This window comes from Methylobacterium sp. A49B (assembly GCF_053346215.1).
In genome coordinates, this window is the sequence record NZ_JBKFBO010000117.1 from 71768 (window position 1) to 97858 (window position 26091).

Annotated in this window: 27 protein-coding genes and 1 other RNA gene; 8 read left to right on the forward strand and 20 right to left on the reverse strand. The window is 70.6% G+C overall.

Going from position 1 to position 26091, the window contains the following annotated elements:
- Positions 1-101: 101 nt before the first annotated feature.
- From ACLBX9_RS21630 to ACLBX9_RS21645, 4 genes are all read right to left on the reverse strand, one after another.
- The gene (locus ACLBX9_RS21630; protein ID WP_010682305.1) at positions 102-425 is read right to left on the reverse strand and encodes a YbaB/EbfC family nucleoid-associated protein; all 324 of its coding nucleotides are present in this window, start codon (positions 423-425) and stop codon (positions 102-104) included.
- A gap of 81 nt (positions 426-506) precedes the next feature.
- Positions 507-2369, reverse strand: coding sequence for a DNA polymerase III subunit gamma/tau (locus ACLBX9_RS21635; RefSeq protein ID WP_447720380.1), 1863 nt, complete (start codon positions 2367-2369; stop codon positions 507-509).
- A gap of 35 nt (positions 2370-2404) precedes the next feature.
- An RNA gene (gene ffs / locus ACLBX9_RS21640) (signal recognition particle sRNA small type) lies at positions 2405-2503 on the reverse strand.
- Positions 2504-2557: 54 nt separating this feature from the next.
- Complete coding sequence (locus ACLBX9_RS21645) at positions 2558-2818, reverse strand: PepSY domain-containing protein (RefSeq protein ID WP_010682303.1); 261 nt, start codon at positions 2816-2818, stop codon at positions 2558-2560.
- A 142-nt stretch (positions 2819-2960) separates the two neighbouring features.
- Between ACLBX9_RS21645 and ACLBX9_RS21650 the strand changes: the two genes are divergently transcribed.
- Entirely contained in the window at positions 2961-4499 is a 1539-nt protein-coding gene (locus ACLBX9_RS21650) for a YifB family Mg chelatase-like AAA ATPase (RefSeq protein ID WP_447720381.1), read from the forward strand.
- Positions 4496-6253, forward strand: coding sequence for a protein kinase domain-containing protein (locus ACLBX9_RS21655; RefSeq protein WP_447720382.1), 1758 nt, complete (start codon positions 4496-4498; stop codon positions 6251-6253). Before ACLBX9_RS21650 ends, ACLBX9_RS21655 begins: the two co-directional genes overlap by 4 nt.
- A gap of 10 nt (positions 6254-6263) precedes the next feature.
- Here ACLBX9_RS21655 and ACLBX9_RS21660 read toward each other — a convergent pair whose 3' ends face one another.
- The 5 genes from ACLBX9_RS21660 to ACLBX9_RS21680 form a co-directional block, all read right to left on the reverse strand.
- Positions 6264-6983: a glutathione S-transferase gene (locus tag ACLBX9_RS21660; RefSeq protein ID WP_447720383.1), complete on the reverse strand. Its 720-nt coding sequence runs from the start codon at positions 6981-6983 to the stop codon at positions 6264-6266.
- Positions 6984-7005: 22 nt separating this feature from the next.
- Entirely contained in the window at positions 7006-7452 is a 447-nt protein-coding gene (locus ACLBX9_RS21665) for a hypothetical protein (protein ID WP_447720384.1), read from the reverse strand.
- A gap of 123 nt (positions 7453-7575) precedes the next feature.
- Positions 7576-7950 carry a hypothetical protein gene (locus ACLBX9_RS21670; RefSeq protein ID WP_447720385.1) on the reverse strand — a complete coding sequence of 125 codons (375 nt, stop codon included), beginning with the start codon at positions 7948-7950 and terminating at the stop codon, positions 7576-7578.
- A gap of 50 nt (positions 7951-8000) precedes the next feature.
- Positions 8001-9890 (reverse strand): methylmalonyl-CoA mutase family protein, encoded by a 1890-nt coding sequence (locus ACLBX9_RS21675; RefSeq protein WP_447720386.1) that lies wholly within the window; start codon positions 9888-9890, stop codon positions 8001-8003.
- A gap of 163 nt (positions 9891-10053) precedes the next feature.
- Positions 10054-10857 carry an undecaprenyl-diphosphate phosphatase gene (locus ACLBX9_RS21680; protein ID WP_447720387.1) on the reverse strand — a complete coding sequence of 268 codons (804 nt, stop codon included), beginning with the start codon at positions 10855-10857 and terminating at the stop codon, positions 10054-10056.
- Between the two features lie 248 nt (positions 10858-11105).
- Here ACLBX9_RS21680 and ACLBX9_RS21685 point away from each other — a divergent pair, with 248 nt between their 5' ends.
- The 3 genes from ACLBX9_RS21685 to ACLBX9_RS21695 are packed head-to-tail and all read left to right on the forward strand — an operon-like array spanning position 11106 to position 13833.
- A complete protein-coding gene (locus ACLBX9_RS21685; RefSeq protein ID WP_010682295.1) occupies positions 11106-11798 on the forward strand; it encodes a glutathione S-transferase family protein in 693 nt (230 codons plus the stop codon).
- 29 nt (positions 11799-11827) lie between these two features.
- Positions 11828-12973: a tRNA epoxyqueuosine(34) reductase QueG gene (queG, locus tag ACLBX9_RS21690; protein WP_447720623.1), complete on the forward strand. Its 1146-nt coding sequence runs from the start codon at positions 11828-11830 to the stop codon at positions 12971-12973.
- On the forward strand, positions 12970-13833 hold the full coding sequence (locus tag ACLBX9_RS21695) for an SDR family oxidoreductase (protein ID WP_010682293.1): 864 nt from the start codon (positions 12970-12972) through the stop codon (positions 13831-13833). The genes queG and ACLBX9_RS21695 overlap by 4 nt, the downstream gene beginning before the upstream one ends.
- Here the strand turns inward: ACLBX9_RS21695 and ACLBX9_RS21700 are convergent, their stop codons facing one another.
- Both ACLBX9_RS21700 and ACLBX9_RS21705 read right to left on the reverse strand, forming a co-directional pair.
- Positions 13834-14658: a metal ABC transporter permease gene (locus tag ACLBX9_RS21700; protein WP_447720624.1), complete on the reverse strand. Its 825-nt coding sequence runs from the start codon at positions 14656-14658 to the stop codon at positions 13834-13836.
- A 47-nt stretch (positions 14659-14705) separates the two neighbouring features.
- Complete coding sequence (locus tag ACLBX9_RS21705) at positions 14706-15527, reverse strand: metal ABC transporter ATP-binding protein (RefSeq protein WP_447720388.1); 822 nt, start codon at positions 15525-15527, stop codon at positions 14706-14708.
- 263 nt (positions 15528-15790) lie between these two features.
- Here ACLBX9_RS21705 and ACLBX9_RS21710 point away from each other — a divergent pair, with 263 nt between their 5' ends.
- Entirely contained in the window at positions 15791-16276 is a 486-nt protein-coding gene (locus tag ACLBX9_RS21710; RefSeq protein WP_447720389.1) for a transcriptional repressor, read from the forward strand.
- Between the two features lie 4 nt (positions 16277-16280).
- Here ACLBX9_RS21710 and ACLBX9_RS21715 read toward each other — a convergent pair whose 3' ends face one another.
- Complete coding sequence (locus ACLBX9_RS21715; RefSeq protein WP_447720390.1) at positions 16281-17786, reverse strand: undecaprenyl-phosphate glucose phosphotransferase; 1506 nt, start codon at positions 17784-17786, stop codon at positions 16281-16283.
- Positions 17787-18142: 356 nt separating this feature from the next.
- Positions 18143-18490 (reverse strand): antibiotic biosynthesis monooxygenase family protein, encoded by a 348-nt coding sequence (locus ACLBX9_RS21720; protein WP_010682288.1) that lies wholly within the window; start codon positions 18488-18490, stop codon positions 18143-18145.
- 371 nt (positions 18491-18861) lie between these two features.
- Here ACLBX9_RS21720 and ACLBX9_RS21725 point away from each other — a divergent pair, with 371 nt between their 5' ends.
- A complete protein-coding gene (locus ACLBX9_RS21725; protein ID WP_039892533.1) occupies positions 18862-19266 on the forward strand; it encodes a helix-turn-helix domain-containing protein in 405 nt (134 codons plus the stop codon).
- A gap of 215 nt (positions 19267-19481) precedes the next feature.
- Here the strand turns inward: ACLBX9_RS21725 and ACLBX9_RS21730 are convergent, their stop codons facing one another.
- From ACLBX9_RS21730 to cbiE, 4 genes are read right to left on the reverse strand one after another with little or no spacing between them, the layout of a single operon-like run.
- A complete protein-coding gene (locus ACLBX9_RS21730; RefSeq protein WP_447720391.1) occupies positions 19482-20804 on the reverse strand; it encodes a cobyrinate a,c-diamide synthase in 1323 nt (440 codons plus the stop codon).
- Positions 20801-21577 (reverse strand): precorrin-4 C(11)-methyltransferase, encoded by a 777-nt coding sequence (gene cobM / locus ACLBX9_RS21735; protein ID WP_447720392.1) that lies wholly within the window; start codon positions 21575-21577, stop codon positions 20801-20803. Before cobM ends, ACLBX9_RS21730 begins: the two co-directional genes overlap by 4 nt.
- The gene (locus tag ACLBX9_RS21740) at positions 21574-21978 is read right to left on the reverse strand and encodes a cobalamin biosynthesis protein (protein ID WP_010682284.1); all 405 of its coding nucleotides are present in this window, start codon (positions 21976-21978) and stop codon (positions 21574-21576) included. The genes cobM and ACLBX9_RS21740 overlap by 4 nt, the downstream gene beginning before the upstream one ends.
- Positions 21975-23207, reverse strand: coding sequence for a precorrin-6y C5,15-methyltransferase (decarboxylating) subunit CbiE (gene cbiE, locus ACLBX9_RS21745; RefSeq protein ID WP_447720393.1), 1233 nt, complete (start codon positions 23205-23207; stop codon positions 21975-21977). Before cbiE ends, ACLBX9_RS21740 begins: the two co-directional genes overlap by 4 nt.
- On the opposite strand from cbiE, the gene ACLBX9_RS21750 reads away from it, so the two are divergent.
- Complete coding sequence (locus tag ACLBX9_RS21750) at positions 23206-24003, forward strand: cobalt-precorrin-6A reductase (protein WP_447720394.1); 798 nt, start codon at positions 23206-23208, stop codon at positions 24001-24003. The two genes, cbiE and ACLBX9_RS21750, sit on opposite strands and share 2 nt — an antisense overlap.
- Here the strand turns inward: ACLBX9_RS21750 and cobJ are convergent.
- The 3 genes from cobJ to ACLBX9_RS21765 are packed head-to-tail and all read right to left on the reverse strand — an operon-like array spanning position 23970 to position 26079.
- Positions 23970-24731: a precorrin-3B C(17)-methyltransferase gene (gene cobJ / locus ACLBX9_RS21755; RefSeq protein WP_010682281.1), complete on the reverse strand. Its 762-nt coding sequence runs from the start codon at positions 24729-24731 to the stop codon at positions 23970-23972. The genes ACLBX9_RS21750 and cobJ overlap by 34 nt on opposite strands.
- Positions 24728-25507, reverse strand: a complete 780-nt coding sequence (locus ACLBX9_RS21760; RefSeq protein ID WP_010682280.1) for a precorrin-2 C(20)-methyltransferase — start codon at positions 25505-25507, stop codon at positions 24728-24730. Before ACLBX9_RS21760 ends, cobJ begins: the two co-directional genes overlap by 4 nt.
- Positions 25507-26079: a precorrin-8X methylmutase gene (locus ACLBX9_RS21765; protein WP_447720625.1), complete on the reverse strand. Its 573-nt coding sequence runs from the start codon at positions 26077-26079 to the stop codon at positions 25507-25509. The genes ACLBX9_RS21760 and ACLBX9_RS21765 overlap by 1 nt, the downstream gene beginning before the upstream one ends.
- Positions 26080-26091: the final 12 nt, after the last annotated feature.

The following is a 26091-nucleotide window of genomic DNA, read 5'->3' on the forward strand; positions in this document are numbered from 1 at the left end:
GGCGCAACCCCTGGGCAACGCGACACCCGCAAGCGTGGCCTAATTGAATTGCCTCGCTGCGCTGGCCAGGACGCTTTCGGACTTCTCGTCCGAACCGGTTCCTAGAAAGGCAACTTCATCCCGGGCGGCAGGGGCAGACCCTTCGTGAGCTCGGCCATGCGCTCCTGCATAGTCGCTTCCGCCTTCGTTCGGGCGTCGTTGCAGGCCGCCACGATCAGGTCCTCAAGGATCTCGCGCTCGTCCGCCACCATAAGCGACGGGTCGATGGTGACGCCCTTCATCTGCCCCTTGGCCGACATGGTGACCCGCACGGAACCGCCGCCCGACGCGCCGGTGACCTCGATCGCGTCCATCTCGGACTGCAGGTTGGCCATCTTCTCCTGCATGGCCTGAGCCTGCTTCATGATGCCCATCAGGTCGCGCATGCGGCTGCCTTCCGTTTCCGTGTCGTGGTCTGATCTGGGGACGGAGCTGGCGCTCCGCCACGCGGTGCCGGGCAAACAGCGCTAAAAGTCGTCGTCCGCGACCTCATCGGCCCGCGCCGCATCGCCTTCGCCTAGGATCTCCGCCTCGGCGGTCTCCAAGGCCTCGGACGCGGTCTCGCGCACGTCGACGATCTCCGCACCGGGGAAGCGTGTCAGCACCTCGCGCACGAACGGGTCCGCGGCGGCGTTCTCCCGCCGGGTCTCGGTGGCGGCCCGGGCGGCGGCGTCGAGGGTCGGCGCGCCCTCTTCCTTCGACAGCGCGACGGCCCAGCGCCGACCTGTCCAGCGCTCGATCGCCGTGGCGATATCGGTGGCCAGGGTCGGGCGCCCGCCCGGCGCGAGCCGGATCTCGATCCGTCCCTCCTCGAAGCGTACGAGATGGACGTCGCGCTCCAAGGCTGTCCGCAGCAGAATGTCCCGGTTGGCGTCGGCCAGGGCAATCAGATCTTCGAACCGGCCGAGGCGCGGGGTCGGCGGCGCGACGGACGCCGGCCGCGGCGTGGGGGCCGCCAACGCAGTCGGGGCCGAAACCGGGATCGGCTCTGCCGCGATGGTGCGGGGCGCCGCGGCCAGGGCTGCCGAACCGCCCCGAAGATCCGGGATCGGCGGCAGCGGCGGCCGCGCCGACGGGGACGGGGATTCGTCAGCGGGCGTGGCGGCGGCCTCGGCCTGGAGTTGGCGGAGGGCCTCGTCTGGGGTCGGCAAGTCGGCCGCGTAGGCGAGCCGCACGATCGCCATCTCGGCCGCCGCAAGCGGGCGGGGGGCAGCTTGCACCTCGGGGATCGCCTTGAGCAGGATCTGCCACGCGCGCGACAGGGCCCGAACGGAGAGCTTCTCCGCGAACAGAAGGCCGCGGACGCGCTCGGTCTCGCTGAGCGTCGGATCGGCAGCGGTCTCCGGGACCACCTTGAGCCGGGTCACGAGATGGGTGAACGCCGCGAGATCCGAGAGCACCACCGACGGATCGGCTCCAGCATCGTACTGATCGCGCAGCTCCGAGAACGCCGCCGGGACGGAGCCGCGCATCACGGCCTCGAACAGGTCGAGGATACGGGCCCGGTCAGCGAGGCCCAGCATGTCGCGCACGCCCTGCGCGGTCACCGACCCGGCGCCGTGCGCGATCGCCTGGTCGAGGAGCGAGAGCGCGTCGCGCACGGAGCCCTCGGCCGCGCGCACGATGGCACCCAGCGCCTCCTCCTCGGCCTCGACACCCTCAGCCGCGCAGACCTTCGCCAGATGGGCATGCAGGGTCGGCGCCTCGACCCGCCGCAAGTCGAAGCGCTGGCAGCGGGACAGGATCGTCACCGGGACCTTGCGGATCTCCGTGGTGGCGAACACGAACTTCGCGTGGGGAGGCGGCTCCTCCAGCGTTTTCAGGAAGGCGTTGAAGGCCTTCTCGGAGAGCATGTGGACCTCGTCCACGATGTAGACCTTGTAGCGCGCCGAGACCGGCCCATAGCGGATGCCGTCGATGATCGCCCGGACGTCGTCGATGCCGGTATGCGAGGCGGCGTCCATCTCCAGCACGTCCATGTGCCGGGATTCCATGATCGCCGCGCAGTGGAGGCCGAGTTCCGGCATCGACACGGTCGGGCCACCGTCGGCTATACCAGCCCGGGCGTAATTGAGGCCGCGGGCGAGGATGCGCGCCGTCGTGGTCTTGCCGACCCCGCGGACGCCGGTCAGCATCCAGGCCTGGGGAATGCGGTTGGCCGCGAAGCCATTGGCGAGGGTGCGCACCATCGCGTCCTGGCCGATCAGGTCGCCGAAGTTTGTCGGGCGGTATTTGCGCGCCAGCACCCGGTAGGGCGTCGCCGCTTCGGGGGGCGCCGGTAACCCGGGCAGGCCCGGCTCGTCGTCAGGCGTGCCGGTCGAAGCGTCCATGCCGTGTCGGGATCGGGCTGCCGCGCGGGAAATAGAGGTGGGAGGCTGGACGAAGACCCGCTCGGTCTCGTTAGGGCTGCTTCCTTCCGGACCTGACCCGGTTGGCGAGTGAAACGTCCCTCGCCAACCCCCCGCCGGCTATATGGCCGGGGCTTGCTGCGAACGCAAGCGCCGCCGCGTCACGTCGCCTACTCGGCCTTGCGCTTCACGATGGCGAGCGTCTTCGGATCGAGCTTCAGGTCGAACTTCTTTCCGTTGGCGTCGATAGCGTCGTCGACCTCGATCATGCCGTCGTCCAGCTCGATCTCGTCCCACTTGGTGAAGCCTTCCTGCTTCAGCATGGCCTCGACCTTGGCCTGCTGATCGGGCGGGAGCTTCTCGTCCGCATGGGCGGCGGCGCCGACGCCGGCGATCAGGGCGAGGGCGAGGAGTGGCGGGGCAAGACGCATGTCAGTCTCCTGTTGGTCGCGGAATGCCGGCTGTGAACAGGATTGCGGCACTGGGGTTCCGTCCCGGCGCCGATCCTCTTGAGCACCCCGTGATTCTCCCTCAAACCTGGGCCGTTCCGATCGCCGCGAGGATTTTGCGCCTATGGTCACCCGCGTCGCCACCGTGGCCTTCGAGGGCATCGAGGCGCGCGCGGTCGACGTGCAGATCCAGATCATCCCCGGCTCGGTGGTGTTCACCGTCGTCGGCCTGCCCGACAAGGCCGTGGCCGAATCGCGAGAGCGCGTTCGGGGTGCCCTCATCGCGTCCGGGCTGGCGCTGCCGGCCAAGCGCATCACCGTCAACCTCGCCCCGGCGGACCTGCCCAAGGAGGGCTCGCACTACGACCTGCCCATCGCCCTGGGCGTCATGGCGGCGATCGGGGCGATCCCGGCCGACGCGCTCGCCGGCTACTGCGTGCTCGGAGAACTCGCCCTGGACGGGAGCATCACGGCGGTGAACGGCGTGCTGCCGGCCGCCATCGCGGCGGCGGCGCGCGGCCTCGGCCTGATCTGCCCGGCCGCCACCGGTCCCGAGGCCGCCTGGGCCGGGGGCGACCTCGACGTGCTCGCCCCACGCTCCCTGATCCAGCTCGCCAACCACTTCAAGGGCAGTCAGGTGATGGCCCGGCCGGTGCCGTCCGTGGCGGCCGGCGCGGGGCCGCTGCCGGATCTCGCCGACATCAAGGGCCAGGAGGGTGCCAAGCGGGCGCTGGAGATCGCCGCGGCCGGCAGCCACAACCTGCTGATGAACGGGCCACCCGGTTCGGGGAAATCGATGCTGGCCGCCCGGCTGCCCTCGATCCTGCCGCCGCTCGGCCCTCGGGAGCTGCTCGACATCTCGATGATCCAGTCAGTGGCGGGCGAGTTGAAGGGGGGCGCCCTGTCGAACCGGCGGCCGTTCCGTCAGCCCCACCACTCCGCGTCCATGGCGGCCCTCGTGGGCGGCGGCCTGGGCGCGCGGCCGGGCGAGGTCTCCCTGGCCCATGCCGGCGTCCTGTTCCTGGACGAGCTGCCCGAGTTCAACGCTCAGGTCCTCGACAGCCTGCGTCAGCCCATGGAGACCGGCACGGTGATGATCGCCCGAGCCAATCACCGGGTTACCTATCCGGCCCGCTTCCAGCTCGTGGCGGCGATGAACCCGTGCCGCTGCGGCCAGGCGCTGGAGCCGGGTTACGCCTGCCGACGTGGCCCGAACGCCCGCTGCACGGCGCAGTATCAGGCGCGGATCTCGGGGCCGCTGCTCGACCGGATCGACCTGCGCATCGAGGTTCCGGCGGTGACGGCGGCGGATTTGATCCTGCCGCCGCCCGCGGAGGGGTCCCGCGAGGCGGCCGGGCGGGTGGCGGCGGCCCGAGCACTTCAGACGACGCGTTATGCGGGACGCGGACTGCCGGCGGCTACTACCAACGCGACCTGCCCGGCGAACCTGATCGCGGAGGTCGCGAGTCCCGATGCGGACGGGACGGCGCTGATCCGGCAGGCCGCCGAGACCATGCGGCTCTCAGCCCGCGGCTTTCACCGGACGCTCCGCGTGGCCCGGACGCTTGCCGATCTCGATGGTGAGCCGCAGGTGCGACGGTTGCACCTCGCCGAGGCGCTTTCCTACCGCGGACGCGCCGACGGCGCGGCGGCAGCCGCGTGAGCGAGCCCGGAGCGGCGGCGCGCGAGTTGGCGGTCTCCATCGGCCAGTACAGCACGGCCGGCCGTAAGGGGGCCAACCAGGATTTTCACGGCACTCTCGTGCCGGCACAGCCGGCCTTGAGTCTGAAGGGGATGGCGATGGCCCTCGCCGACGGGATCAGCAGCAGCAGCGCCGGGGCTGCCGCTGCCGAGACCGCAGTCAAGAGCTTCCTAGGCGATTACTACGCCACGCCCGACACGTGGTCGGTGAAGAACGCGGCGCATCGGGTGATCGCGGCGGCGAATTCCTGGCTCTACGCCCAGACCCGCCGGGGCATCGACCCGTACGATGCCGACCGGGGCTACGTGACCACCTTCGACGCCCTGATCCTCAAGGCGCGCACCGCGCACCTGTTCCATGTCGGCGACGGCCGGATCTGGCGCGTGGCGGGGCGGTCCCTCGAGCAGCTCACCGAGGATCATCGGGTCGTGGTCTCGGCGGCCGAATCGTATCTCGGCCGCGCGCTGGGGGCGAACGGCCGGGTCGAGATCGACTATCATGCGGTCGGCATCGAGCGCGGCGACGTCTTCCTGCTCACCACGGACGGCGTCCACGAGCACGTCCGGCCTCGGGACATGGCGGCGGCGGTCGCGGCGGCCGACGACCTCGATGCGGCGGCACGCGCGATCGTCGATGCGGCCCTGGCCGCCGGCAGCGCGGACAACCTCACGATCCAGATCGTGCGGATCGACGCGCTCCCCGAGGCTGAGCCGAACGATCTCCTCGGCGACATCGAGGGCCTCGATCCGGCGCCGCTCCTCGACCCGCCGGCGGCGTTCGACGGTTACCGGCTCCTGCGCACCCTTCATTCCGGACCGCGCAGCCGCGTGTACCTCGCCGTCGAGGATGGGACCGAAGCGAAGGTCGCCCTGAAGGTCCTCTCGCACGACCTCCGCGACGACCCCGCGCAGCGCCGCCGGTTCATGATGGAGGAGTGGATCGCGCGTCGGATCGACAACCCGCACGTCCTCAAGGCCCACCCACAGACCCGTCGCCGCAGCCACCTCTACACGGTGATGGGCTACGTCGAGGGCCAGACGCTGACCCAGTGGATGCGCGATCACGCGGCCCCGGAGCTCGAGACCGTGCGCCGCCTCGTGGAACAGCTCGCTCGTGGCGTGCAGGCGTTCCATCGCCGGGAAATGGTCCACCAGGATCTGCGTCCGGACAATGTTCTGATCGATGCGTCCGGTACCGTACAGGTCATCGACTTCGGCGCCACGAAGGTCGCCGGCGTTGTGGAGGGCGATCCGCGGATCGACACGGCCGAGATTCTCGGGACCGTGCAGTACACGGCGCCGGAATGCTTCCTCGGCGAACCTTCCAGCGCCGTCTCCGACATCTTTTCTGTCGGCGCCATCGCCTACCAGATGCTCACCGGACGGCTGCCTTACGGAGACGCCGTGCCCCGAGCGCGGACGCGCGCGGCGCAGCGCAAGTTGCGTTACGCTTCGGCCCTCTCGGCCCGTCCGCTGCTACCGATCTGGGTCGACGGCGCGCTGCGGAGGGCGGTGCATCCCAACCCCCTGCGGCGCTATCAGGCGCTGTCGGAGTTCGTCCACGACCTGCGGCACCCCAATCCGGCCTTCACCGATACCCGGAAGGCCTCGCTCCTCGATCGCGATCCGCTGCTGTTCTGGCGGCTGCTATCGCTGGCGCTGTTTGTCGTGGCATTCACGCTCGCGGCGATCTTGATCGCGCAGAAGGCAAGGTGAGCCGGCGGCCTCAGGGGTCGAGTTCGGGATAGCGGCGGAAGATGCCATCCTCGCTGAACGGGGTCCGCCGCGGGGTCGCGAGGTAGGCGGCTATCCGCGGACGCCGCGACACGGCCGCGTGCAGTCGTGCAACCTGCGGCACGTCGGTCAACGCGGCGGCCGTGGCCTTCGGGAAGGCGTAGAGCAGCCCGGCCACGAGCTGGAACAGGGAGAGGTCGGCGTAGGAAAGGGCGGTGCCTACCAGATGCTCACCGCCGTTGGCCGCCAGGACCCGCTCGAAGTAGCCGAGGAATTTCGGGATGCGTTCGGCCCGGAATTCCGCGGCACGGCGCAGGGCCTCGGCCTTCTGATCCGCGTAGTAGAGGCCGACAGCCACCGGATGGTGCGTGTCGTGCGCCTCGTTGACGGCATCGGCGATGGTGAGTTGGAGCTGGTGGGTCCAGATCCGGTCCGCTTCCGACTCGCCGACGAGCCCGAGACGCGGGCCGAGATACAGCAGGATCGCGGCGGTCTGCCCGATGACCACGTCGCCGTCGCGCAGGAAGGGCGGCGCCAGCGGCGGGCGCGGGTTGTCCGGATCGGACAGGCGGTCGAGCATCGGACCGATGCCGCCCGCGTCGTCGTCCTGACGGGCGACGTCGATATAGGGGGCGCCGGCTTCCTCGAGGGCGAGGCGGACGAACTCGCCCCTACCCTGGATCATCGGCCAGTAGTGCAGTTCGTACGGCATCGCCGGCAGCGGTACGACCGTGTCAGTTGCCCGGCGCGGCGTCCTCGGCCGATTTGTCGATCGGCGGCTCCGCGCTGGCGACGGCCTTGTGGGTCAGCATCGGCTCGAGCCGCTGGGCGAGCTGCTGGTCCAGATGCTTGACGTAGGCGCCTTTGAAGTAGCGCTCGCCGGTCTTCGCGCCGTAGATCCGGTCGTGCGCCTGGATCATGGCGGCGACCTCCGGCCGGCAGAGGAAGCCCGTGATGCCCACGGCCTCGTACCAGTGACCGGCGCGCGCCTCGGCGGTGGCCTTCGGATTGGACAGAACCGTGTCGGCGAAGCACTCGGTCGCGGCCTGCCGAAGAGGCGCCAGCACCTTCTCGGCGGCCTCGGCGTTCACCGCAGGGGCGGCCGGATGCCGATGCGGGCGCGCCTGCGCCGACGGCACGAGGGCGAGGACGGCGATCGTGGCGAGGAGCAAGGACTTCATGCGGGCGGTCTCGTCGGGTTCCGAACCGCGTTCAGCATTCCCTCATGATTGCGTCGGGAACGGGGCTGACGCGGCGATCGGCGTGCCCGATTGCGGGCAAGATCCGGACCGTTTCACGGCGTCTCAGCCGCGGCGCTCGGCGTTCCAGCGGCCGCGGCACTGCAGCAGGCCGGACGATACCCAACTCCCCACGCCGAAACCGTCCCGGCCGAGCCGACCGCGCACATCCGCCGTGGAGGTGCCGTTCGAGATCGAGCCCCGGATCGCGCCGCTTCCCGTGACGCCGCCCTCGACCGTGAAGGCGGTGCCGACGAAGCGTGCCCGGCCATGCTCGATCTTCACGGGGTAGCGGTAGGCCCGGTCGCAGGTGCCGGACTCGGTGATGATCTCCACGCTCCACGTGCCGTCGAACCGGTCCGGGCCAGCGACCCGGTGTGGGGCCGCGGCGGCGGGTGCCGCGGCGGCCAGGAACAGGATTGCAGCGATGAGGCGCGTCATGCGGCTCCGATTCGTTGGCTGGATTGAAGCGACCGGGTCTGCCCGAACCGTCAGGCGGCGCGCGGAGGGGCGGGCGCGCGCATGGCCGCGCGCAGCGCCGCGTTGAGCAGGGCCTGCATGTCGCAGCCGACATGCAGGAAGGTGGTCACACCTGCCTGCTGGAGCGGCTCCGCCAGATCGCCCGGCTTTCCAGCCAGGTAGACCGTGCCGGCGCCGGCCTGCGTCAAGGCCCCTGCCGCTTCGACCGCGCGCTCGGCGTAGATCGCGTCGGTGGAGCAGATGCAGGCGAGGGTGGCCCCGGAGGCGGTGAAGGCCTCCGCCAGGGCGGCAGGGTCGTCGAAGCCCTCGTTCGACAGAGCCTCGATACCGCCGGCAGCGAAGGCGTTGGCCGCGAAGGTCGCCCGCGCGTTGAAGGCTGCCACGGGACCGAGATTGGCGAGGAAGACCGCCGGGCGGCTCCCGGTCTTGGCGAGGTAGGCGTCGGAGGCGTCGCGCAGGGCCTCGTAGGGCTCGGCGAGGCGCTGGGATGGCAGGGCGTCGCAGGCGACCGCCGACCCGGAGCCGAAATTCGGGCCGCCGGACGCGCTCACCCGCGGCACGTTTAGCACCGTGACGGGCTTCTCGGCGAGGTTCGGGAACTCACTCGCGCCGGTCAGCGCCTCGCGCCGGCTGGCCACCGCCTTCGTCCGAGCCTCCCGGGTCATCTCGATCCGCCGCTGCAGCTTGCCGACGCTGAGCGAGGCAACGATGCCCCCCTCCGCCTCGACCGCCTGGAACGCCTGCCAGGCCGCCTCCGCGATCGCGCCGGTGAGCGCCTCGAACCCGCCGGCGCCCGCCGCCGGATCGCTGACGCGGGCGAGGTGCGCCTCCTCGATCAGCACGATCTGGCTGTTGCGGGCGACGCGGCGAGCGAAGGCGTCGGGCAGTCCGAGGGCCTGAGTATAGGGGAGGACCGCGACGCTGTCGGCGCCACCCATGCCGGCGGCCGCCGCCGCCATGCCGGTACGGAGGATGTTCACGAACGGATCGCGCTTGGTCATCATGCGCCACGCGGTCTCGGCGTGGAGGCGGAGGGGCTTCGGCTCCAGGCCGCAGGCCTGCTCCACCCGGGCCCAGAGACGCCGCATCGCACGGAATTTCGCGACGGTCACGAACTCGTCGGCATCGGCGGTCAGCAGCACGGCGACGCGGTCGCGGGCGCCGGCGAGATCGTGGCCGGCGGCCTCGAGGGCGCGGAGATAGGCCAGAGCGGTGGCGAGCACGGCGCCGATCTCGGTCGCCTCGCTCGCGCCGGCCTCGTGGTACGGCCGTCCGTCGGCCAGGAAGGCTCGACCCTGAAAGCCGGACGCCTCCAGCTCCGCCGCGGTCTCGGCGAGCCGCGGGGCGATCTCGCTCCACACCGCGCCGAGGCTGCCGGTCGCCGCCAGCACGCCGACGGGGTCGATGCCGAGATCCAGATCGTAGGTGGAGAGATCCTCGCCGCGGCGATCGGCCAGCGCCCGCACGAGGCTCGCCGCCTCGAGGCCCCGGCCGCCCGCGTCGAGACGCAGGGCGATCAGCGGCAGCATCACGCCCTTGAGGGCGGCGTCGAGGTCCTCAACGGTCGTAGCAGTCAGGCCGTAGCCGCGGGCCCCCGGGGCGCCCGCGAAGGCGAGGATGAGGGCGTCGGCACCGCCTTCAAGGTCGGCGAGCGCCTGCGCGTTCGCGGTGGCGAGATCCGGATGGTCGACCCGCTGGGCGATGCGCCAGGGACCCGGGGCGCGCACCGGCTGGGCGACTGCGTCCGCGCAGCCGTAGAGCGGCTCGATCCGCAGGCCGTCGGCCGTCCGGGACACAAGCCGCTTCTCGAAGTCGGCACCCTTCAGCACGCCTTCGACGAGGCCGAGCCATCGCGCCCGGTCGGCGGGCTCGAAGAGATCGGCGAGCGGTCTGTCTTCCATCGGTTCGTCCCAGAGCGCGGCGTCTCCCGCACCGCTTTGAAAGGATTGCCTCGCACGGCGCATCGCCGGAGGCAATCGCCCGATGGTTGAGGAAACCTCAAGGCACCGGTCACCGATATTTGATGAGAATTGCCGCAGCGATCGCGCGCCGCCGGCTAGGCCCTCAGCCGAAGATGATCAGCCCTGCGAATCCAAGGGCGCCGACGATGATCCGCCACCACGCGAACAGCCAGAAGCCGTGGCGCGAGACGTAGTCGAGAAGCACCCGCACCACGAACAGGGCCGAGATGAACGAGACGATGAAGCCGATCACGATCAGCCCGACATCGTTGCTCGACAGGTATTTGTAGTTGTCGAGCAGATCCTTGGCGAAGGCGCCAGCCATGGTCGGCATCGCCAGATAGAAGGAGAACTCGGTGGCCGAGCGCTTGTCGGCGCCCATCAGCATCGCGCCGACGATGGTGGCGCCCGAACGCGAGACGCCGGGGATCATGGCGAGGCACTGGAAAATGCCGATCTTCAGGTCCATCGGCAGGGAGAAGTCGTAGACGTCGGTCTTCTTCGCTTCGAGGTCGGTGTCATCGATGACGAGGAGGACCAGGCCGCCTGCCACTAGGGTCGCGCACACGATCCACGGGTTGAACAGATACGCCTTGATCATCTTCGAGAAGATGCCCCCGATGATGGCTGCCGGGAGGAAGGCCACCAAGATGCCGAGCACGAACCGGCGCGCCTTGGGGTCCGACGGCAGCGCCGTCGCGATGCCGAGCAGGCGGCGGAAATAGACCAGCAGGATCGCCAGGATCGCCCCGAGCTGGATCAGCACCTCGAAGGTGTTGTTGGGCGAGTGGAAGCCGATGAAGTGGCCGACCAGGAGCTGGTGGCCCGTGGACGAGACCGGGATAAATTCGGTCGCGCCCTCGACCAGGGCGAGCAGGACCGCCTTCCCGATGCTTGTCAGATCCATCGTGGTGCCTCGCGCCCGGGCGCACGCCGGCCCGTCTCGGGCGCGCCGCGTACCGATCCAATACTGTCCCGGTGCCTTCGCCCATCAGGGTTGACGGGCGGTTACCGGAGCCGGCTGCGCGTGTTAAGGGCTCGGCAACGGTCGGGCAATAACGCTCGGTCCGAAGTCCTGCGCGCCGGAGTCCCGTGCGTCTGGATCGACCGCGCGGACCGGCCGCGCCGTCAGACCGAACCGCTCCTACGGCCTCGATGGCAACGCTCTACCACTTTCCCTTCTGCGCGAATTCCCGGTTCATCCGTCTCGTACTCGCCGAGATGGGCATGGAGCCGACGCTGTTCGAGGAACGGCCCTGGGAGCACCGTGACGACTTCCTGCTGATCAACCCGGCGGGGACGACGCCCGTGCTGCTGGAGCAGAGCGGACTCGTCATCCCGGGCGCGGGCGTGATCGCCGAGTATCTCGACGAGACCCGCGGCCTCGGCCTTTCGGGCCGGCGAATGATGCCCGACGAGACGGTGGACCGGGTCGAGGTGCGGCGCTTGCTCGACTGGTTCCTGGTCAAGTTCGATTCCGAGGTGACCGGCTACCTCGTCAACGAGAAGATCTCGAAACGCTTCATGGCGGCCCGCGAGGGCGGCGGCCCGCCCGACATGAACGCGATCCGCGCCGCGCGCACCAACGTGCGCTACCATCTCAAGTATATCGGCTACCTGATTGCGCGCCGCCGTTGGGTCGCCGGCGACAACCTGACCTATGCCGATCTCGCTGCGGCCGCCCATCTCTCCTGCGTCGACTATCTCGGCGACGTCCCCTGGGACGAGGACGAGATGGCGCGAAATTGGTATGCCCGGATCAAATCGCGACCCTCGTTCCGCGGCCTGCTCGCCGACCGGGTGCCGGGGATGGCTCCGGCTGCTCACTACGCGGATCTCGATTTCTGAAACAGCGACGGATCTATCACGGCGCCGACCTGCGCCGGCTCTTGGAGGCCCGAGCCCGCGATCTCGGCTTCTGCGGCCTGCGCGTCACGCGGCCCGACCGTCTGCCAGACCTGCCGGGCCGGCTCTCGGCTTGGCTCGCTGAGGGCGCTCACGGCACGATGGACTGGATGAGCGAGCGCGCCGACCAGCGCGCTCGCCCGACCGGCCTTTGGCCGGGCCTGCGCAGCATCGTGGTCGTCGCGATGAACTATCGTCCCGAGAACGATCCGCTGGCGCTCGTGGCGCTGAAGGATCGAGGCGCGGTCGCCGCGTACGCACAGCGGCGCGACTATCACGAGGTTTTGAAGGGGAAGCTCAAGGAGCTTGGCGGCTATCTGTCGGCCAAGGGCGACGTGCGCGTAAAGGTCTTCTGTGACACCGCTCCAGTGATGGAGAAGACCCTCGCGGAGGCGGCCGGGCTCGGCTGGCAGGGCAAGCATACGGTGCTGATCTCCCGCGCGCACGGCAATTGGCTACTCCTCGGGGCGATCTACACCAGCGCGGAGTTCGAGCCCGACGTGTCCGGGCGCGACCATTGCGGCTCGTGCCGCGCGTGCCTGGATATTTGTCCCACCGACGCGTTCCCTGCGCCCTACCACCTCGATGCGCGGCGCTGCATCTCGTACCTGACCATCGAATACGCTGGCCCGATTCCCGTCGGGTTCCGCCCCGCGATCGGCAATCGCGTCTTCGGCTGCGACGACTGCCTCGCCGTCTGCCCCTGGAACAAGTTCGCCCGCACCTCCGCCGAGACGCGTCTGGCCGCTCGGGTGGAGCTGGATGCGCCCCCTCTTGCGGATCTCGCGGCCCTGGACGACGCCGCCTTCCGCAGCCTGTTCGCCGGGACGCCAGTGAAACGGACGGGGCGGGACCGGTTCCTGCGCAACGTGATGATCGCCGTCGGCAATTCCGGTGCGCGGGATCTCGCGGACCCGGCCATCGCGCGTCTCGCGGACGACTCGGCGCTGGTGCGAGGCATGGCGGTCTGGGCCTGCGGCCAGCTGCTGGAGCCGGAAGTCGTCCGCGCCCTGCACCGCCGCTACGGGCCGGGCGAGGCCGATCCCCACGTTCGCGCGGAATGGCGCGCCGCCGCCGGCTTGACGGAACCGTGGGCGGACGAGACATCCGCCGCATGAACGTCTTCATCTTCGGTCTGGGCTTCACCGGTCGCCGCTTCGCCGAGCGGGCGCGCAACCGGTTCGGGCGCGTCCGCGCCACCGTCACCGATCCCGCCGCCGCGGCGCGGCTCGCCTCCGAGACGGGCTTCACTCTGCGCGCCTTCGGCCCGGAAGCGGATGATCCGGGCATCGCCGAAGACCTCGCCGACACCGATGTGTTGCTCATCTCGGCGCCCCCCGGCGAGGACGGCGACCCGGTGCTCGCCCGGTATTCTGACGCCATCACGGTGAGCCGGATCGGCTGGATCGGTTACCTCTCGACGATCGGTGTCTACGGCGACCAGGGCGGCGCCTGGATCGACGAGGCGACGCCGGCCATCCCGCGCAGCGCCCGCTCGAAGGTCCGGCTGGACGCCGAGGCGGCATGGCTCGCTCTCGGAGCGCGGGCCGGCAAGGCCGTGCAGGTGTTCCGGCTGTCTGGGATCTATGGGCCGGGGCGCAACCCGATCGTGAAGCTGCGCGAAGGCCGCTCCCAGCGGATTATCAAGGCGGGCCAGGTCTTCAACCGCATCCACGTGGACGACATCGCCACTACCCTGCTGGCCTCGATCGACCGGCCGCGGGCCGGCGCCATCTACAACGTCACCGACGACGAGCCGACGGCGCCGCAGACCGTAACCGAGCACGCCGCCGCCCTGACCGGCTTGCCGCTGCCACCGGAGATCGACTTCGAGACGGCCGACCTCTCGCCTATGGCGCGAAGCTTCTACGGCGAGAACAAGCGCGTCCGAAACCGGCTGATCCGGGACGAACTCGGCGTGGATCTCACCTATCCGACCTACCGTGAGGGGCTGGCGGCGCTGAAAGATCAGCCCTGATCAGGCTTCGAGGTGCCGCGGTCGTCCCAGGCGGCGGAGCAGGCCGTCCTGTGGGCCCGCCAGCATGGAGGCGAGGTAGAGGGTTCCGGCCGCCAGTACGATGGCCGGGCCGCTCGGCAGGTCAAACTGGTAGGACAGGCTCAAGCCCGCCACGCTGGCGATCGCGGCGATCAGCATCGAAACCGGGATCAGGCCGCCGAGATCGCGAGCCCAGAACCGAGCCGCCACCGCCGGGAGCAGCATCAGGCCGACCGCCAGGAGCGTCCCGAGGGCCTGGAACCCGCCGACGAGGTTGACCACCACCAGGGCGAGGAAGACGAGATGCACCGGTCCGCCGCCGCGGCTCACGGTGCGCAGGAATAGCGGGTCGACGCATTCCATCACGAGCGGCCGAAAGATGAGGGCGAGGACCACGAGGGTCAGGGTGCTGATCCCGCCGAGGAGCGTCAGGGCGTCGTCGTCCAGGGCCAGGACCGAGCCGAATAGGAAGTGCATGAGGTCGATCTGCGAACCGCGCAGCGACACCAGCAACACGCCTGCCGCCAGCGAGATCAGGTAGAAGGCCGCGAGGTTGGCATCCTCGCGCACCACCGTGGCACGGGTCACAGCGCCAGCGAGCAGCGCCACCGCAAGGCCGGCGACGAGGCCGCCCAGCGTCATCGCCGGAAGCGACAGGCCCGCGACCAAGAAGCCGGCAGCGGCGCCCGGCAGGATCGCGTGGCTCATCGCGTCGCTCATCAAGCTCATCCGGCGCAGCATCAGGAACACGCCGATCGGGGGCGCCGACACCGACAGGGCCAAGCAGCCGGCCAACGCCCGGCGCATGAAGCCGAATTCCACGAAAGGCGAGACCAGCGACCCGAGCGGCTCGATCACGCGGCGTCCTCATGGTGATGGTGGCTACCCGGACCGTGGTCGTGGGCCTGTTCGGGGGCGTGTTCGTGCGCATGGCCGGCGCTCGCATGCGGCCCGGCGCAGATCGCCGCGTCCTCGTCCCAGGCCTCCGAAAGGCTGCGCGCACGGGCGAGATTTTCGGGCGTCAGCACCCGCGCGGTCTGACCCCAGGCCACCGGCTCGCGGGCGAGGAGCAGGGTGCTGGGGAAATGCGCGCGCACCTGGGACAGGTCATGGAGCGCGGCCACCACGGTTCGGCCCTCGGCGTGCCAGTGGCGCAGCAGCGCCAGCAGATCCTCCACCGTGCGGGCGTCGATTCCAGTGAAGGGCTCGTCGAGAAGCACCACGGGACAATCCTGCAGGATCAGACGCGCGAAGAGTGCCCGGCGGAACTGGCCGCCTGAAAGGGTCCCGATCGGCCGCGACTCGAAGCCTTCGAGGCCGACCGCCCCGAGGGCAGCCTCAATCGCCAGACGGTGCCGGTTCAGGCTGCGCCACGCGCCCGCGCGCTGCCAGAGCCCCATGCCGGCCAGATCCAGGACGCTCAGCGGGAAGCTTCGGTCGATCTCGTCGGCCTGCGGCATGTAGGCGATGGCGCCCGCCCGCTCGACGCGCCCTTCCAGGCAACGGATCTCGCCCACCATGCCTTTCAGGAGGGTCGACTTGCCCGCGCCGTTCGGGCCTACCAGCGCCAGCAGGTCCCCCGCCTGAACGGTCCCGTCGAGGTGGTGGACCGCGGGGTGGCGGTCATAGCCCAGGGTCAGTCCGACGAGGCGGATCGGGGCGTGCTGCGGGGTCATATGGCCAGCGCCCACGCGATGGTCAGCCAGACGAGGGCCGAGAACGCCCCCGCCAAGGCTAGGCGCGGCCCGACCCCGCTGCGGAACAGGGAGGGCGCGGCCACTCGTCTCGGGCTCTGTCTGCGGGGCAAGGCGTCCTCATCGCGCGTTCGTGCCGGCGCGGGGACCGTGCAGGGCAGCTGGTACTGGTGCGGTCCGGGGCGGCGGTGATACACTGTAACAAACCCGCGGGACAACCTGCGGATCTGTCCGTTGGAGACATCATGCACCGCCACGAGGGTCACGACGCGTGCCACGCGGGCGCCGATGACATGCTCGCGCGCGCGGAGACGATCTGCCGGGAGCGCGGGCTGCAGTTCACGCCGTTGCGCCGCGAGGTTTTGGAGGCCGTGTCGGTCTCCGGCAAAGCCCAGGGCGCCTACGACATCGCCGAGCGCCTCAGCGCGCCGGGCAAGCGCGTCGCACCGGTCTCCGTCTACCGCGCCCTCGACTTCCTGATGGAGCAGGGTCTGGTGCACCGGATCGCCAGCCGCAACGCGTTCATTCCCTGCGCCCACGGCCACGCCCCGGGCGAGGGCGTGATCTTTCTCATCTGTCGCACCTGCGGTGGCGTCGACGAGGCGTCTACAGAGGACGTCGAGGGCGGTCTCGGGCGGACGCTGGAGCGGGCCGGTTTCACGCCGATCCACAGCATCCTGGAGGTCGAGGGCGATTGTGGCACCTGCCGCGAGCTGAAGCGGGTGCCCTGACGCCTCAGAACGCGTTCCGGTAGGCGCGGCGCGAGATCACGGTCTGGATCATGATCTGGATGTCGAACCAGATCGACCAATTGTCGATGTAGTGAAGGTCGCAGGCGACGCGCCGCTCCATGGCGAAATCGGTCTGAGTCTCGCCGCGATAGCCATTGACTTGCGCCCATCCGGTGATGCCGGGCCGGACGTTGTGGCGGCGCGCGTAAAGGGCGATCCGCCGCTCGAAGCTGCGGTCGTGGGCGAGGGCGTGCGGGCGGGGGCCCACCAGCGACATCTCCCCCCGCAGGACGTTGATGAGCTGTGGCAGCTCGTCAAGGTTGGTCCGCCGGAGGAGGGCGCCGACCTGGGTGATGCGGTTGTCGTTGCGTGTCGCCTGCCGGAATGCGGCGCCGGCATCCGCGCGCATCGAACGGAACTTGAACACACCGAACGGCTGCTGGTTGAAGCCGTAGCGCTTCTGACGGAAGAAAACCGGCCCCGGGCTGTCGAGCTTGATCGCCACGGCGATCAACGCGAGCAGCGGCGAAAGCGCCACCAGGGCGATCGTCGCCACGATCAGGTCTAGCGCGCGCTTCACCAGAACCTCGCCCAGATTCAGCGGGCGCCTGCCGATGTTGATGCCCGAGACGCCACCGACCCGGGTAACCTGCAGATCTGGAAATCGGTCGAGGACGGCGCCGGGCCGCAGATGCAGCGCCGAGGGCACGCGCAGGAACGCGTCGATGCAACGCTCGACCTCGGCGGCGTCCGTCCACGGCACCAGAACGAACACGTCGTCCGGCCGCAGGAAGCGGACGACCGAGACCGCGAGGTCCAGATCCTCTTGTAACTGGTCATGCCGAGCGGCCGTGTCGGCGCCCGGATCGACGCGGCGCAGGTAGCTGGTTCCCACGATCCGGAGTCCGAGGTGGTCGGCCTCGTTGCCCGCGTAGAACCGGGCGATATCCTCCTCGTAGCCGACGAGATGCACCCGGCTCGCCGATGTCGACCCAGCGCTCAGGCTCCGCCGCACGAGGCGGACCATGGCGGCCCGCGTGAGAACCAGAGCCGGCAAGCCGAGGCAGAAGATGCCGAAGGAAACGATGCGGGAGTAGTCGTTCGTGGTCTTCGTCATGAAGCTGACGACGAGGACGACCGCCCAGGCCAGGAACCACAGCGAGATCGTCCGCTGCGGATTGCTCTTCTGCGTCATCGCGTTGTCGAGGTTGTACTCCGCACGCAACGCGTTCGTGGCGACGATGACGAGGCTCAGCAGCGCCGAGAGCCGCAGGCCGCGCAGCCCGTTGGCCCAGGCCGAGCCATCCTCCCAGACGCAATGATAGCTCAGCTCCAGAGTCAGGGTGATCGCCACGATCGTCGCGATGTCGGCGGCTGCCAGCGCCGCGGAGAGGGCGATCCGAGCGACTGCCTGGCCGCGGCGCGGCATCAGGGCCGACCACACGTCGCGGCGGCGTTCGGCCGCGCTCGGGAGAACCTGGAACGTTTCCGGGAGCCGTTCGTGAAACATCTGGCGCGCCAAGTCCCGTTCTGATCGGACTATGTACCAGTCTGAAACAGGAAAGGTTTCAGGGCCGGCCGATGCAAGCGACGGAGCAAGCGGCGGGCCTCGAAGAATCGCTGTCTGGTCGGCTCAAGAACGGTGTCAGCTAGTACGGTCGACGGAATCCCGCAATAAGGCGATTGTTGCTGAGTGGATCCTCGACGCGCAGCCTCGAGGATCTTAGGCAGGCTGAGCGTGGTATATCTGGCCCATAGCAATTCAGGCGCGATGCTTCTGAAGATCTACAACCGGTGCGCGTCGGCCCGCCGATGACGCCTCGCGCCGGACGGGGCCGATCGGTCCCTCCGGCACGAGAGCGAGACTCAGACCGCCTCCGCCCGCCGCTGCGCGTCGCTGGCGCCCCCGACGGTCTGGATCGCCTCGAAGCCCTCGAACTGCGGATGGCCCAGGTAGAGCGGCTTGGTCGTGGGAACGCGGCCATGCGCCTTCCGGAACTGTTCGGACCGGGTCCAGGCTTCGAAGTCGGCCCGTGTCCGCCAGATCGTGTGCGACGCGTACAGGACGTGATCCTCGTGCTCGGGCCCGCGGAGGAGGTGGAACTCGACGAAGCCCTCCATCTCGCCAAGATGGCTGTCACGGCCGAGCCACACGGCCTCAAAGTCCGCAGTCGCGTCCTTGACGACCTTGAACCGATTCATCGCGATGAACATGCACATCTCCTTCGAAGCGACGACCCTACAAGCCGGTTGGCGCGAAGGCGACCACGGCGCGGCGACACGGCGCAGTCGAAGAATCCGCGCAGACTTCTTACATCGACATTTCAGCAACAATGTTGCAAAGTTGTGTGCGCTTAAACTAGAAGGTGTAATCATTGACTTGCGAAGCTTGACAACTTGGTGTCCTACTGTCGGACGGCTTGAGGTGGCCCGAAAGCGGGCTGCCAGCTCTTGGGTCGTGCGATACACTTGTACGGCATAGGACGTAGGGGCGGACGGTGAAGCAGCGCGACGGCGAGGCGAAAACATCGCGTTCGCAGCAGGACGCAGTCCAATCTTCCGTGAAGGACCCGATCGGTCAGACGATGCCGAAGCAGACCACCGACGTTGATCGTTTGGTCGGGATCCGTATCACAGCGCTGCGGAAGGCGCGGGGCATGAGCCAGACCGCGCTGGGCAACGCGGTCGGCGTGACCTTCCAGCAGGTTCAAAAATACGAGAAGGGCCAGAACCGGGTCGGAGCCGGGCGCCTGCGCGAGATCGCCCGCCTGCTCGAAGTGCCGGTATCGGCGTTCTTCGAGGAGAGCGAGACGCGCGAGAAGACCCAGGAAGACGTGTTCGGCTTCCTGAGCGCCCACGGAGCTATCGAGTTGCTGCGCGCGTACGCGCAGATCGAGGACGAACAAATGCGGCGGGACGTGCTAGCCCTGGTCCGCAGTGCCGCACGCCTCGCGCAGGTCCGCGGCGCATTACCCGTCGATCCGGCCTGACGGCGATCGCTGCTCCCGGCGGTATTTCAAACGAAGCGCCTCGTCGCGAGCTGCGGGAGAACACATCGGGAGCAGGCTCACAGTCGGCGGCCCGATTCCGGGATTACTTCTTCCCGAGCCGCAGACACACGTCGATCTCGATGATTGGGGGCTGACCGGACGTCGCGCGTGCGACGACGGGCATTTCCGGTCATTCGCACGAACCTATCCTGTCGTCAGGGTGGCCCATCCGCGGCGATGAGGTGGAAGAAGCTCCCCGAGACCGTACCGACACGGTGGCCCGCGAAACCGAGATCGGTGCCTTCCGCGTCCGTCACCCGGGCGAGGGCCTCCGCCTCGGACGGAGCGGCCGACAGCTCACTCGCGTAGTGGAATTCGTGTCCGACGAGGCGTGCGCCGCGCAGGCCGAGGAGACCGTCGCCGCAGAGTCGCGCCACGCGGTACCCAAGATGGAGCTTGCGGCGTCGATACGACGTCTCCACCGGGAGCAAGCCCGCCATGAGGTGAGCCGTGCCCTCGGCATCCTCCAGCGTCCGGCCGAGCACCATGTAGCCGCCGCACTCGCCGTGAATCGGGCGCGTTCGCGCGAAGCTGCGCAGTCCGTCGAGGAACCGTGACGCCCCCGCGAGCCGGCCTGCGTGCAGCTCCGGATATCCGCCGGGCAACCAGCAGACGTCGCATTCCTGGGGCGGCGCTTCGTCGGCCAGCGGCGAGAACGGGATGAGGTCGGCGCCGGCCTCTCGCCAGCCAGCCGCTTGATGCGGGTAGAGGAAGCTGAAGGCTGCATCGCGCGCCACGGCGATGCGTTGTCCCGGCGGCGGCGGCAGCGATCCCGTGGAGGCCGGCACGGAGCCGCCCGCGCAGGCGGTCACGGCGTCGAGATCGATTCCCGCCGCCGCGAGATCGGCCAAGCGGTCGAGCCGCGCTTCCAGATCGCTCGTCTCGCCGGCCTGGACGAGACCGAGGTGACGCTCGGGCAGGACGAGCTGCGCGTCGCGCATCAGGGCACCGAGGACCGGCATGCCCGCGCGCTCCATGCCGGCCTCGACGAGGCGGCGATGGCGCGCGCTCGCCACCTTGTTGAGGATGACCCCGGCGATCGTCACCCGCGGGTCGTAGAGCCTGCACCCGAGGGCGACCGCGGCGGCCGACTGCGCCGCGCCGGAGACGTCCACGACCAGCACGACGGGCCAGCCGTAGCGGGCCGCGATGTCGGCGTTGGCGCCGGTGCGGCTCTCGGCCGCCCGCACGCCGTCGAACAGGCCCATGGATCCCTCGGCGACGACGATGTCGGCCTCCGCGGTCGTCGCGCCGGCGAGGGCATCGAGGAGCGGCGTCGCCATGGCGAAGCTGTCGAGGTTGAAGCTCGGCAGCCCGGTCGCCGCGTGGTGGAAGGCCGGATCGATGTAGTCCGGCCCGCATTTGGCGCCGCGCACGCGCAGCCCCCGGCGGGCGAGGGCGCGCATCAGCGCCAGCGCCACCGTGGTCTTGCCGGAGCTCGACCGCGGCGCCGCGACGAGGATCCCGCGGGCGCTCACGCGCCGCCCCCGACGGCGCCGCCCGGACGGTAGCGCCGGTCGTAATCGGCGGCGTAGAGCGCGCTCTCCCGGAAAGTTTCGGCCCCCAGCGCCGGCCCGACGAGGATCAGCGCGGTGCGCTCCAGACCCGCCTCCGCAACCAGCCCGGGCAGGGCGGCGAGTTCGCCCGTCAGCACGCGCTCGTCCGGCCAGGAGGCGCGGAACACCGCCGCCGCCGGGCAGGACGGGCCGTAGAAGGGGATCAGCGTGGCCGCGACGGTCTCGACCACGTGGATCGAGAGATGGATCGCCAGCGTCGCGCCGGTGGCCGCGAAGGCCGCCAGGGTCTCGCGCTCCGGCATGGCGCTCGCCCGACCGGAGGTGCGCGTCAGGACGACGGATTGCGCGACGCCCGGCACGGTCAGTTCGCGCCGCAACAGGGCGGCGGCGGCCGCGAAGGCCGGGACGCCGGGTGTGACCGTGTAGGGGATGCCGAGGGCGTCGAGCCGGCGCATCTGCTCGGCCAGGGCGCTCCAGATCGACAGGTCGCCGGAATGCAGCCGCGCCACGTCCTCCCCGTTGGCGTGGGCAGCCGCGATCTCCGCCATGATCGCGTCGAGGTCGAGGGGCGCCGTGTCGACGATCCGCGCCCCCGGCGGGCACCAGCCGAGGATCTCGGGGGCGACCAGGGATCCCGCGTAGAGGCAGACCGGGCAGCCCGCGATGCGGTCGCGCCCGCGCACGGTGATGAGGTCGGCCGCGCCGGGGCCGGCGCCGATGAAGTGGACGGTCATGGCTCGAGGTTCGGTGTCGGACGGACAGCGAGCGCGCAGGTCGCGCCGGAACTCGCGATGCGGGGCAGGGCGAGACGGCTTTCCGGCCCGGCAGCGGCCAGCGCCGCCGCCTCCGCCAGGGAGCCGACGCCGCGCAGACCCTCGATTCGCGCTGAGCGGGTCACGACCTGCCCGTCTCGGGCCTCCAGCGCCTCTGCGGCGACGGGGCAGGGTGACAGGCCGAAGGAGGCCGCAGCGTCGCGGATCGCCGGCTCGACGGCCCGGTCGGCCGCGGTGGCGACGACGGCGAGGTCGGATTCATCGGCTCCGACGAGGCCGAGGGCGCGGACGATGAGCGCCACGATCTCATCGGCACCGGTGCTGCGGCGAAACCCGATGCCGGCGACCACGGCGCCCGTCATGGCTTCGTCCAGGCCCACTGCGTCACCGGCATGGCGGGCCGCCAACCGTGCAGGCCGCCGACCGGACACGCCCGGTCGACCGCGAAGCGCCGCAGGGTGCCGCCCTGCGCCGCGAAGGCGGCCAGCAACGCGGCCTCGCCCTGGAGGGTGACCGCGTTGGCGACGCACCGTCCGCCGGACCGGAGGGCGCCCAGAGCCGCCGGCAGCAGGCCGGGCTCCGAGACGCCGCCGCCGATGAACACCGCGTCGGGAATCTCAAGGCCCGCGAGGGCGTCGGGTGCCGCGCCGACCACCACGGACAGGTCCGGGACGCCCAGCGTCCCGGCGTTGCGCCGGACGCGCTCGGCGCGGTCGGGCCGCGCCTCGATCGCCGTGGTGCGCAGGCTCGGATGGCGCAGCATCCACTCGATGCCGATCGAGCCGGCGCCGGCCCCGATGTCCCAGAGATGCAGTCCCGGATGCGGACGCAGGGCCGCCAGGGTGAGGGCGCGGATCTCGGCCTTGGTGAGCTGCCCGTCATTCTCGAACAGGTCATCGTCGAGGCCCGGCGCGAGGGGGAGGGCAGGGCCGTCACCCGACACGGCGACCGCGACCGTGTTGAGGGCGTCGATGGCTCCGAGGTTGAAGTCTTCCGCGCGCGCCGCGCGGACCTGTTCGCGGGGGCCGCCCATGGCTTCGAGGACCGTCAGGGTCGAGGCGCCGAAGCCCCGCTCGCGGAGCAGCCCCGCGAGCGCCGCCGGGGTTGCGCCGTCCCAGGACAGGACCAGCAGCCGGGCGCCCGGCTGCAGGTGCGGCACGATCCGGGTCAGCGCCCGGCCGTGCAGGGTGACGAGACCGCACTCCGCCAGCGGCCAGCCGAGGCGCGCGCAGGCGAGGGTGAAGGCCGAGGGTTGCGGGAAGGCGCGAAACTCAGCCGGTGGCACGAACCGGGCGATCTCGGCGCCGATCCCGTAGTGAAACGGATCGCCGGTCGCCAGGATGCATGTGGGCTCGCCCCTTCCGGCGAGGATCTCCGGATAGGCCTCGTGGATCGGGCTCGGCCAGGTCCGCGTCTCCGCCGCGAGCGGGCCTGCGAGGGCCAGATGGCGCCGGCCGCCATAGACCACGCGGGCGGCATCGAGCGCGGCCGTCGCGGCTCGGCTCAGTCCGGCCCGACCGTCCTCGCCGATACCGACGATCGACAGCCACGGGGTACGCGAACCGGCGCTCGACAGGGGCTCAGCGCTCATGGACAAAGCGCCCATGATGCGGCGCGACAAGCGAATCCTGATCCTCGGCGGGACCGGCGAGGCGAGCGCCCTGGTGCGGGCGCTGGCGGGGCGTGGCGACCTGTCCGTGATGCTGTCGCTGGCCGGGCGCACCGCCGCGCCGAAGGCAGAGCCCGTACCGACGCGGGTGGGCGGCTTCGGCGGCGCCGACGGTCTCGCGCGGTACCTGCACGACGAGGCGATCGGTTGCCTGATCGACGCGACCCATCCCTTCGCCGCCGCCATGTCGGCCAATGCCGCGCGCGCGGCAGCACGGGCGGGGGTGCCGCTCCTCGCGATCCGCCGTCCGGCCTGGAGCCCGGTGCCCGGCGATCGCTGGATCGCGGCCGGCAGCGTGGAGGCGGCCGTCGCCGCCCTCGGTTCGCGGCCGCGCCGGGTGTTCCTGACGATCGGCCGCCAGGAAGCCGCCGCCTTCGCGGCCGCGCCGCAGCACGCCTATCTCGCGCGGGCGGTCGAACCGCTCCGGGACGTGCTGCGCGTGCCGCATCTCACCACCATCGCGGCGCGGGGACCCTTCGACGCGGAGGCCGAGGCCGCGCTGATGCGCGAGGCCGGCACCGAGATCCTGGTGAGCAAGAATTCCGGCGGCGCGGCGACCTACGGCAAGATCGCGGCGGCGCGCGCCCTCGGGATCCCCGTCGTCATGGTGCGGCGGCCGGACAAACCCGACGTTCCGAGCGTCGTCGACAGCGCGGCCGCGCTTCGCTGGCTCGATGCCGACGATCACGCCGCGCCCTCGACCCGGCGCGAGGTGTAGACGAAAGGCAGTCGGCCGGTTCGGGGAATCAACCGCGTCGTCGAGGCGCCGAGGATCACCATCGTGGCCATGTCGGCCGGCACTGCGCGCGCCTCCGCGAGGGTCGTGACGCGGATCGCTTCGTCGGGCCGGCTGATCGCGCGGGCGAACATCACCGGTGTGTCCGGCGCGCGGATCCCTGCGGCGATCTCCAGGGCGGCGCCCAGCTGCCAGGGCCGGGCGGTCGAGATCGGATTGTAGAGCGCGATCACCAGATCGGCGCGCAGCACCGCCTCCAGGCGGGCGGTCACCACCGGCCAGGGCTTCAGGTTGTCCGACAGCGACAGCGCGCAGAAATCGCCGCCGAGCGGTGCCCCGAGCCGCGCCGCCGCCGCCAGCATCGCGGTGATGCCCGGCTCCACCGTGATGGCGAGGTCGCGCCAGCCCGGCTCGCCGTGTTCCACCGCCTCGAACAAGGCCGCCGCCATGGCGAACACCCCGGGGTCGCCCCCCGAGACCACCGCCACCCGGCGCCCGGAGGCGGCAAGCTGCAGGGCGTGCCGGGCGCGGTCCACTTCCACCCGGTTGTCACTGGCGTGCCGGGTCAGGCCCGGACGCTCCGGTACCCGGGCGACGTAGGGAAAATAGCCGACGACATCCTCTGCCGCATCGAGCGCGCGGCGCGCCGACTCGGTCAGCAGGCCGGCGTCGCCCGGACCGAGGCCGATGACGGCGAGGCTGCCACTCAAGGCCGCCGCCCCTCCCCCGGCAACAGGACCATGGAAAAGTACGGCGCGTCGTCGTCCGCCTTATCGGCCAGCATCACGACGCGCTCGCCCGCCATCGTGCCGCGCTCAACGTAGATCGCTCGCTCCAGGACGCCCGCAGCGGCGAGCGCTGCGCGCACCTTCGGCAGGTGGCGGCCGAGCTTCATCACCACCGCGGCATCCGTGACCCGCAGGCGCTCCGTCAAGGCGGCGAGCGGCAGGGTCGCGGGCAGGACGGTGAGGACGTCGTCCCCCCAGGTGATCGGCGTGCCGGCCCGGGTCCAGCAGCCGGACATGCCGGTCACGCCCGGCACCACCTCGACCGGGAAGCGGTCCTTCAGGCGCCGCCACAGGTGCATGAACGAGCCGTAGAAGAACGGATCGCCCTCCGACAGGATCGCCACGTCGCGTCCGGCGCCGAGATGGTCGGCGAGCTGCCCCGCCGCATCGTCGTAGAAGCCCGCGAGCGCCGCGACGTAGTCGGGATGCTCGGGATGGATCTCGGTGGTGTAGGGATAGGCCAGCGCCATCTCGCGGGCGGGGTCGCGCAGGATCGCGTCGGCGATGGTGCGGGCGTTCCCGCGCCGGCCGCGCTTGCAGAAATGCACCAGCACCGGCGCGCACTGCAGGATGCGCTGCGCCTTCACGGTCAGCAGCTCCGGATCCCCCGGGCCCATCCCGACGCCGTAGAGCGTGCCGGTGACGGCCGCGACTAGAATTTCTTCGGCGGGGGAATCCAGCCGTTCGAACCCGTCCATCACTCGACCTCGCTGGCCAGAGCGTTCACGGCCGCGGCCGTCATGGCGCTGCCGCCGCGGCGGCCGTGGACCACGACGAAGGGCACGCGCCCGTCCCGGGCCAGCGCCTCTTTGGATTCCGCGGCGCCGACGAAGCCGACCGGGATGCCGATCACGGCGGCGGGGGGCGCCAGCCCTTCGTCGAGCAGCTCCAGCAGGCGGAACAGGGCGGTCGGCGCATTGCCCACCGCCACGACGCTGCCCGGCATGTGCTCGCGCCACAGCTCCATCGCGGCGGCGGACCGGGTGGTGCCGAGGCTCTTCGCCAGATCGGGAACGCGCGGATCGCCCAGGGTGCAGATCACGCGGTTGTCGGCCGGCAGGCGCGCCCGGGTGACCCCGTCGGCCACCATGCGGACATCGCACAGGATCGGGGCGCCGGCCTCGAGCGCCGCGACGCCGGCCTCGGCGAAGCCGGGCGACATCTCCACGTCGGCCGGGAGGTCGGTCATGCCGCAGGCGTGGATCATCCGGACCACGACGCGCTCGGCCGCGCCGGACCACCGCGCCAGATCGGACTCGGCCCGGATCATCGCGAAGGAGCG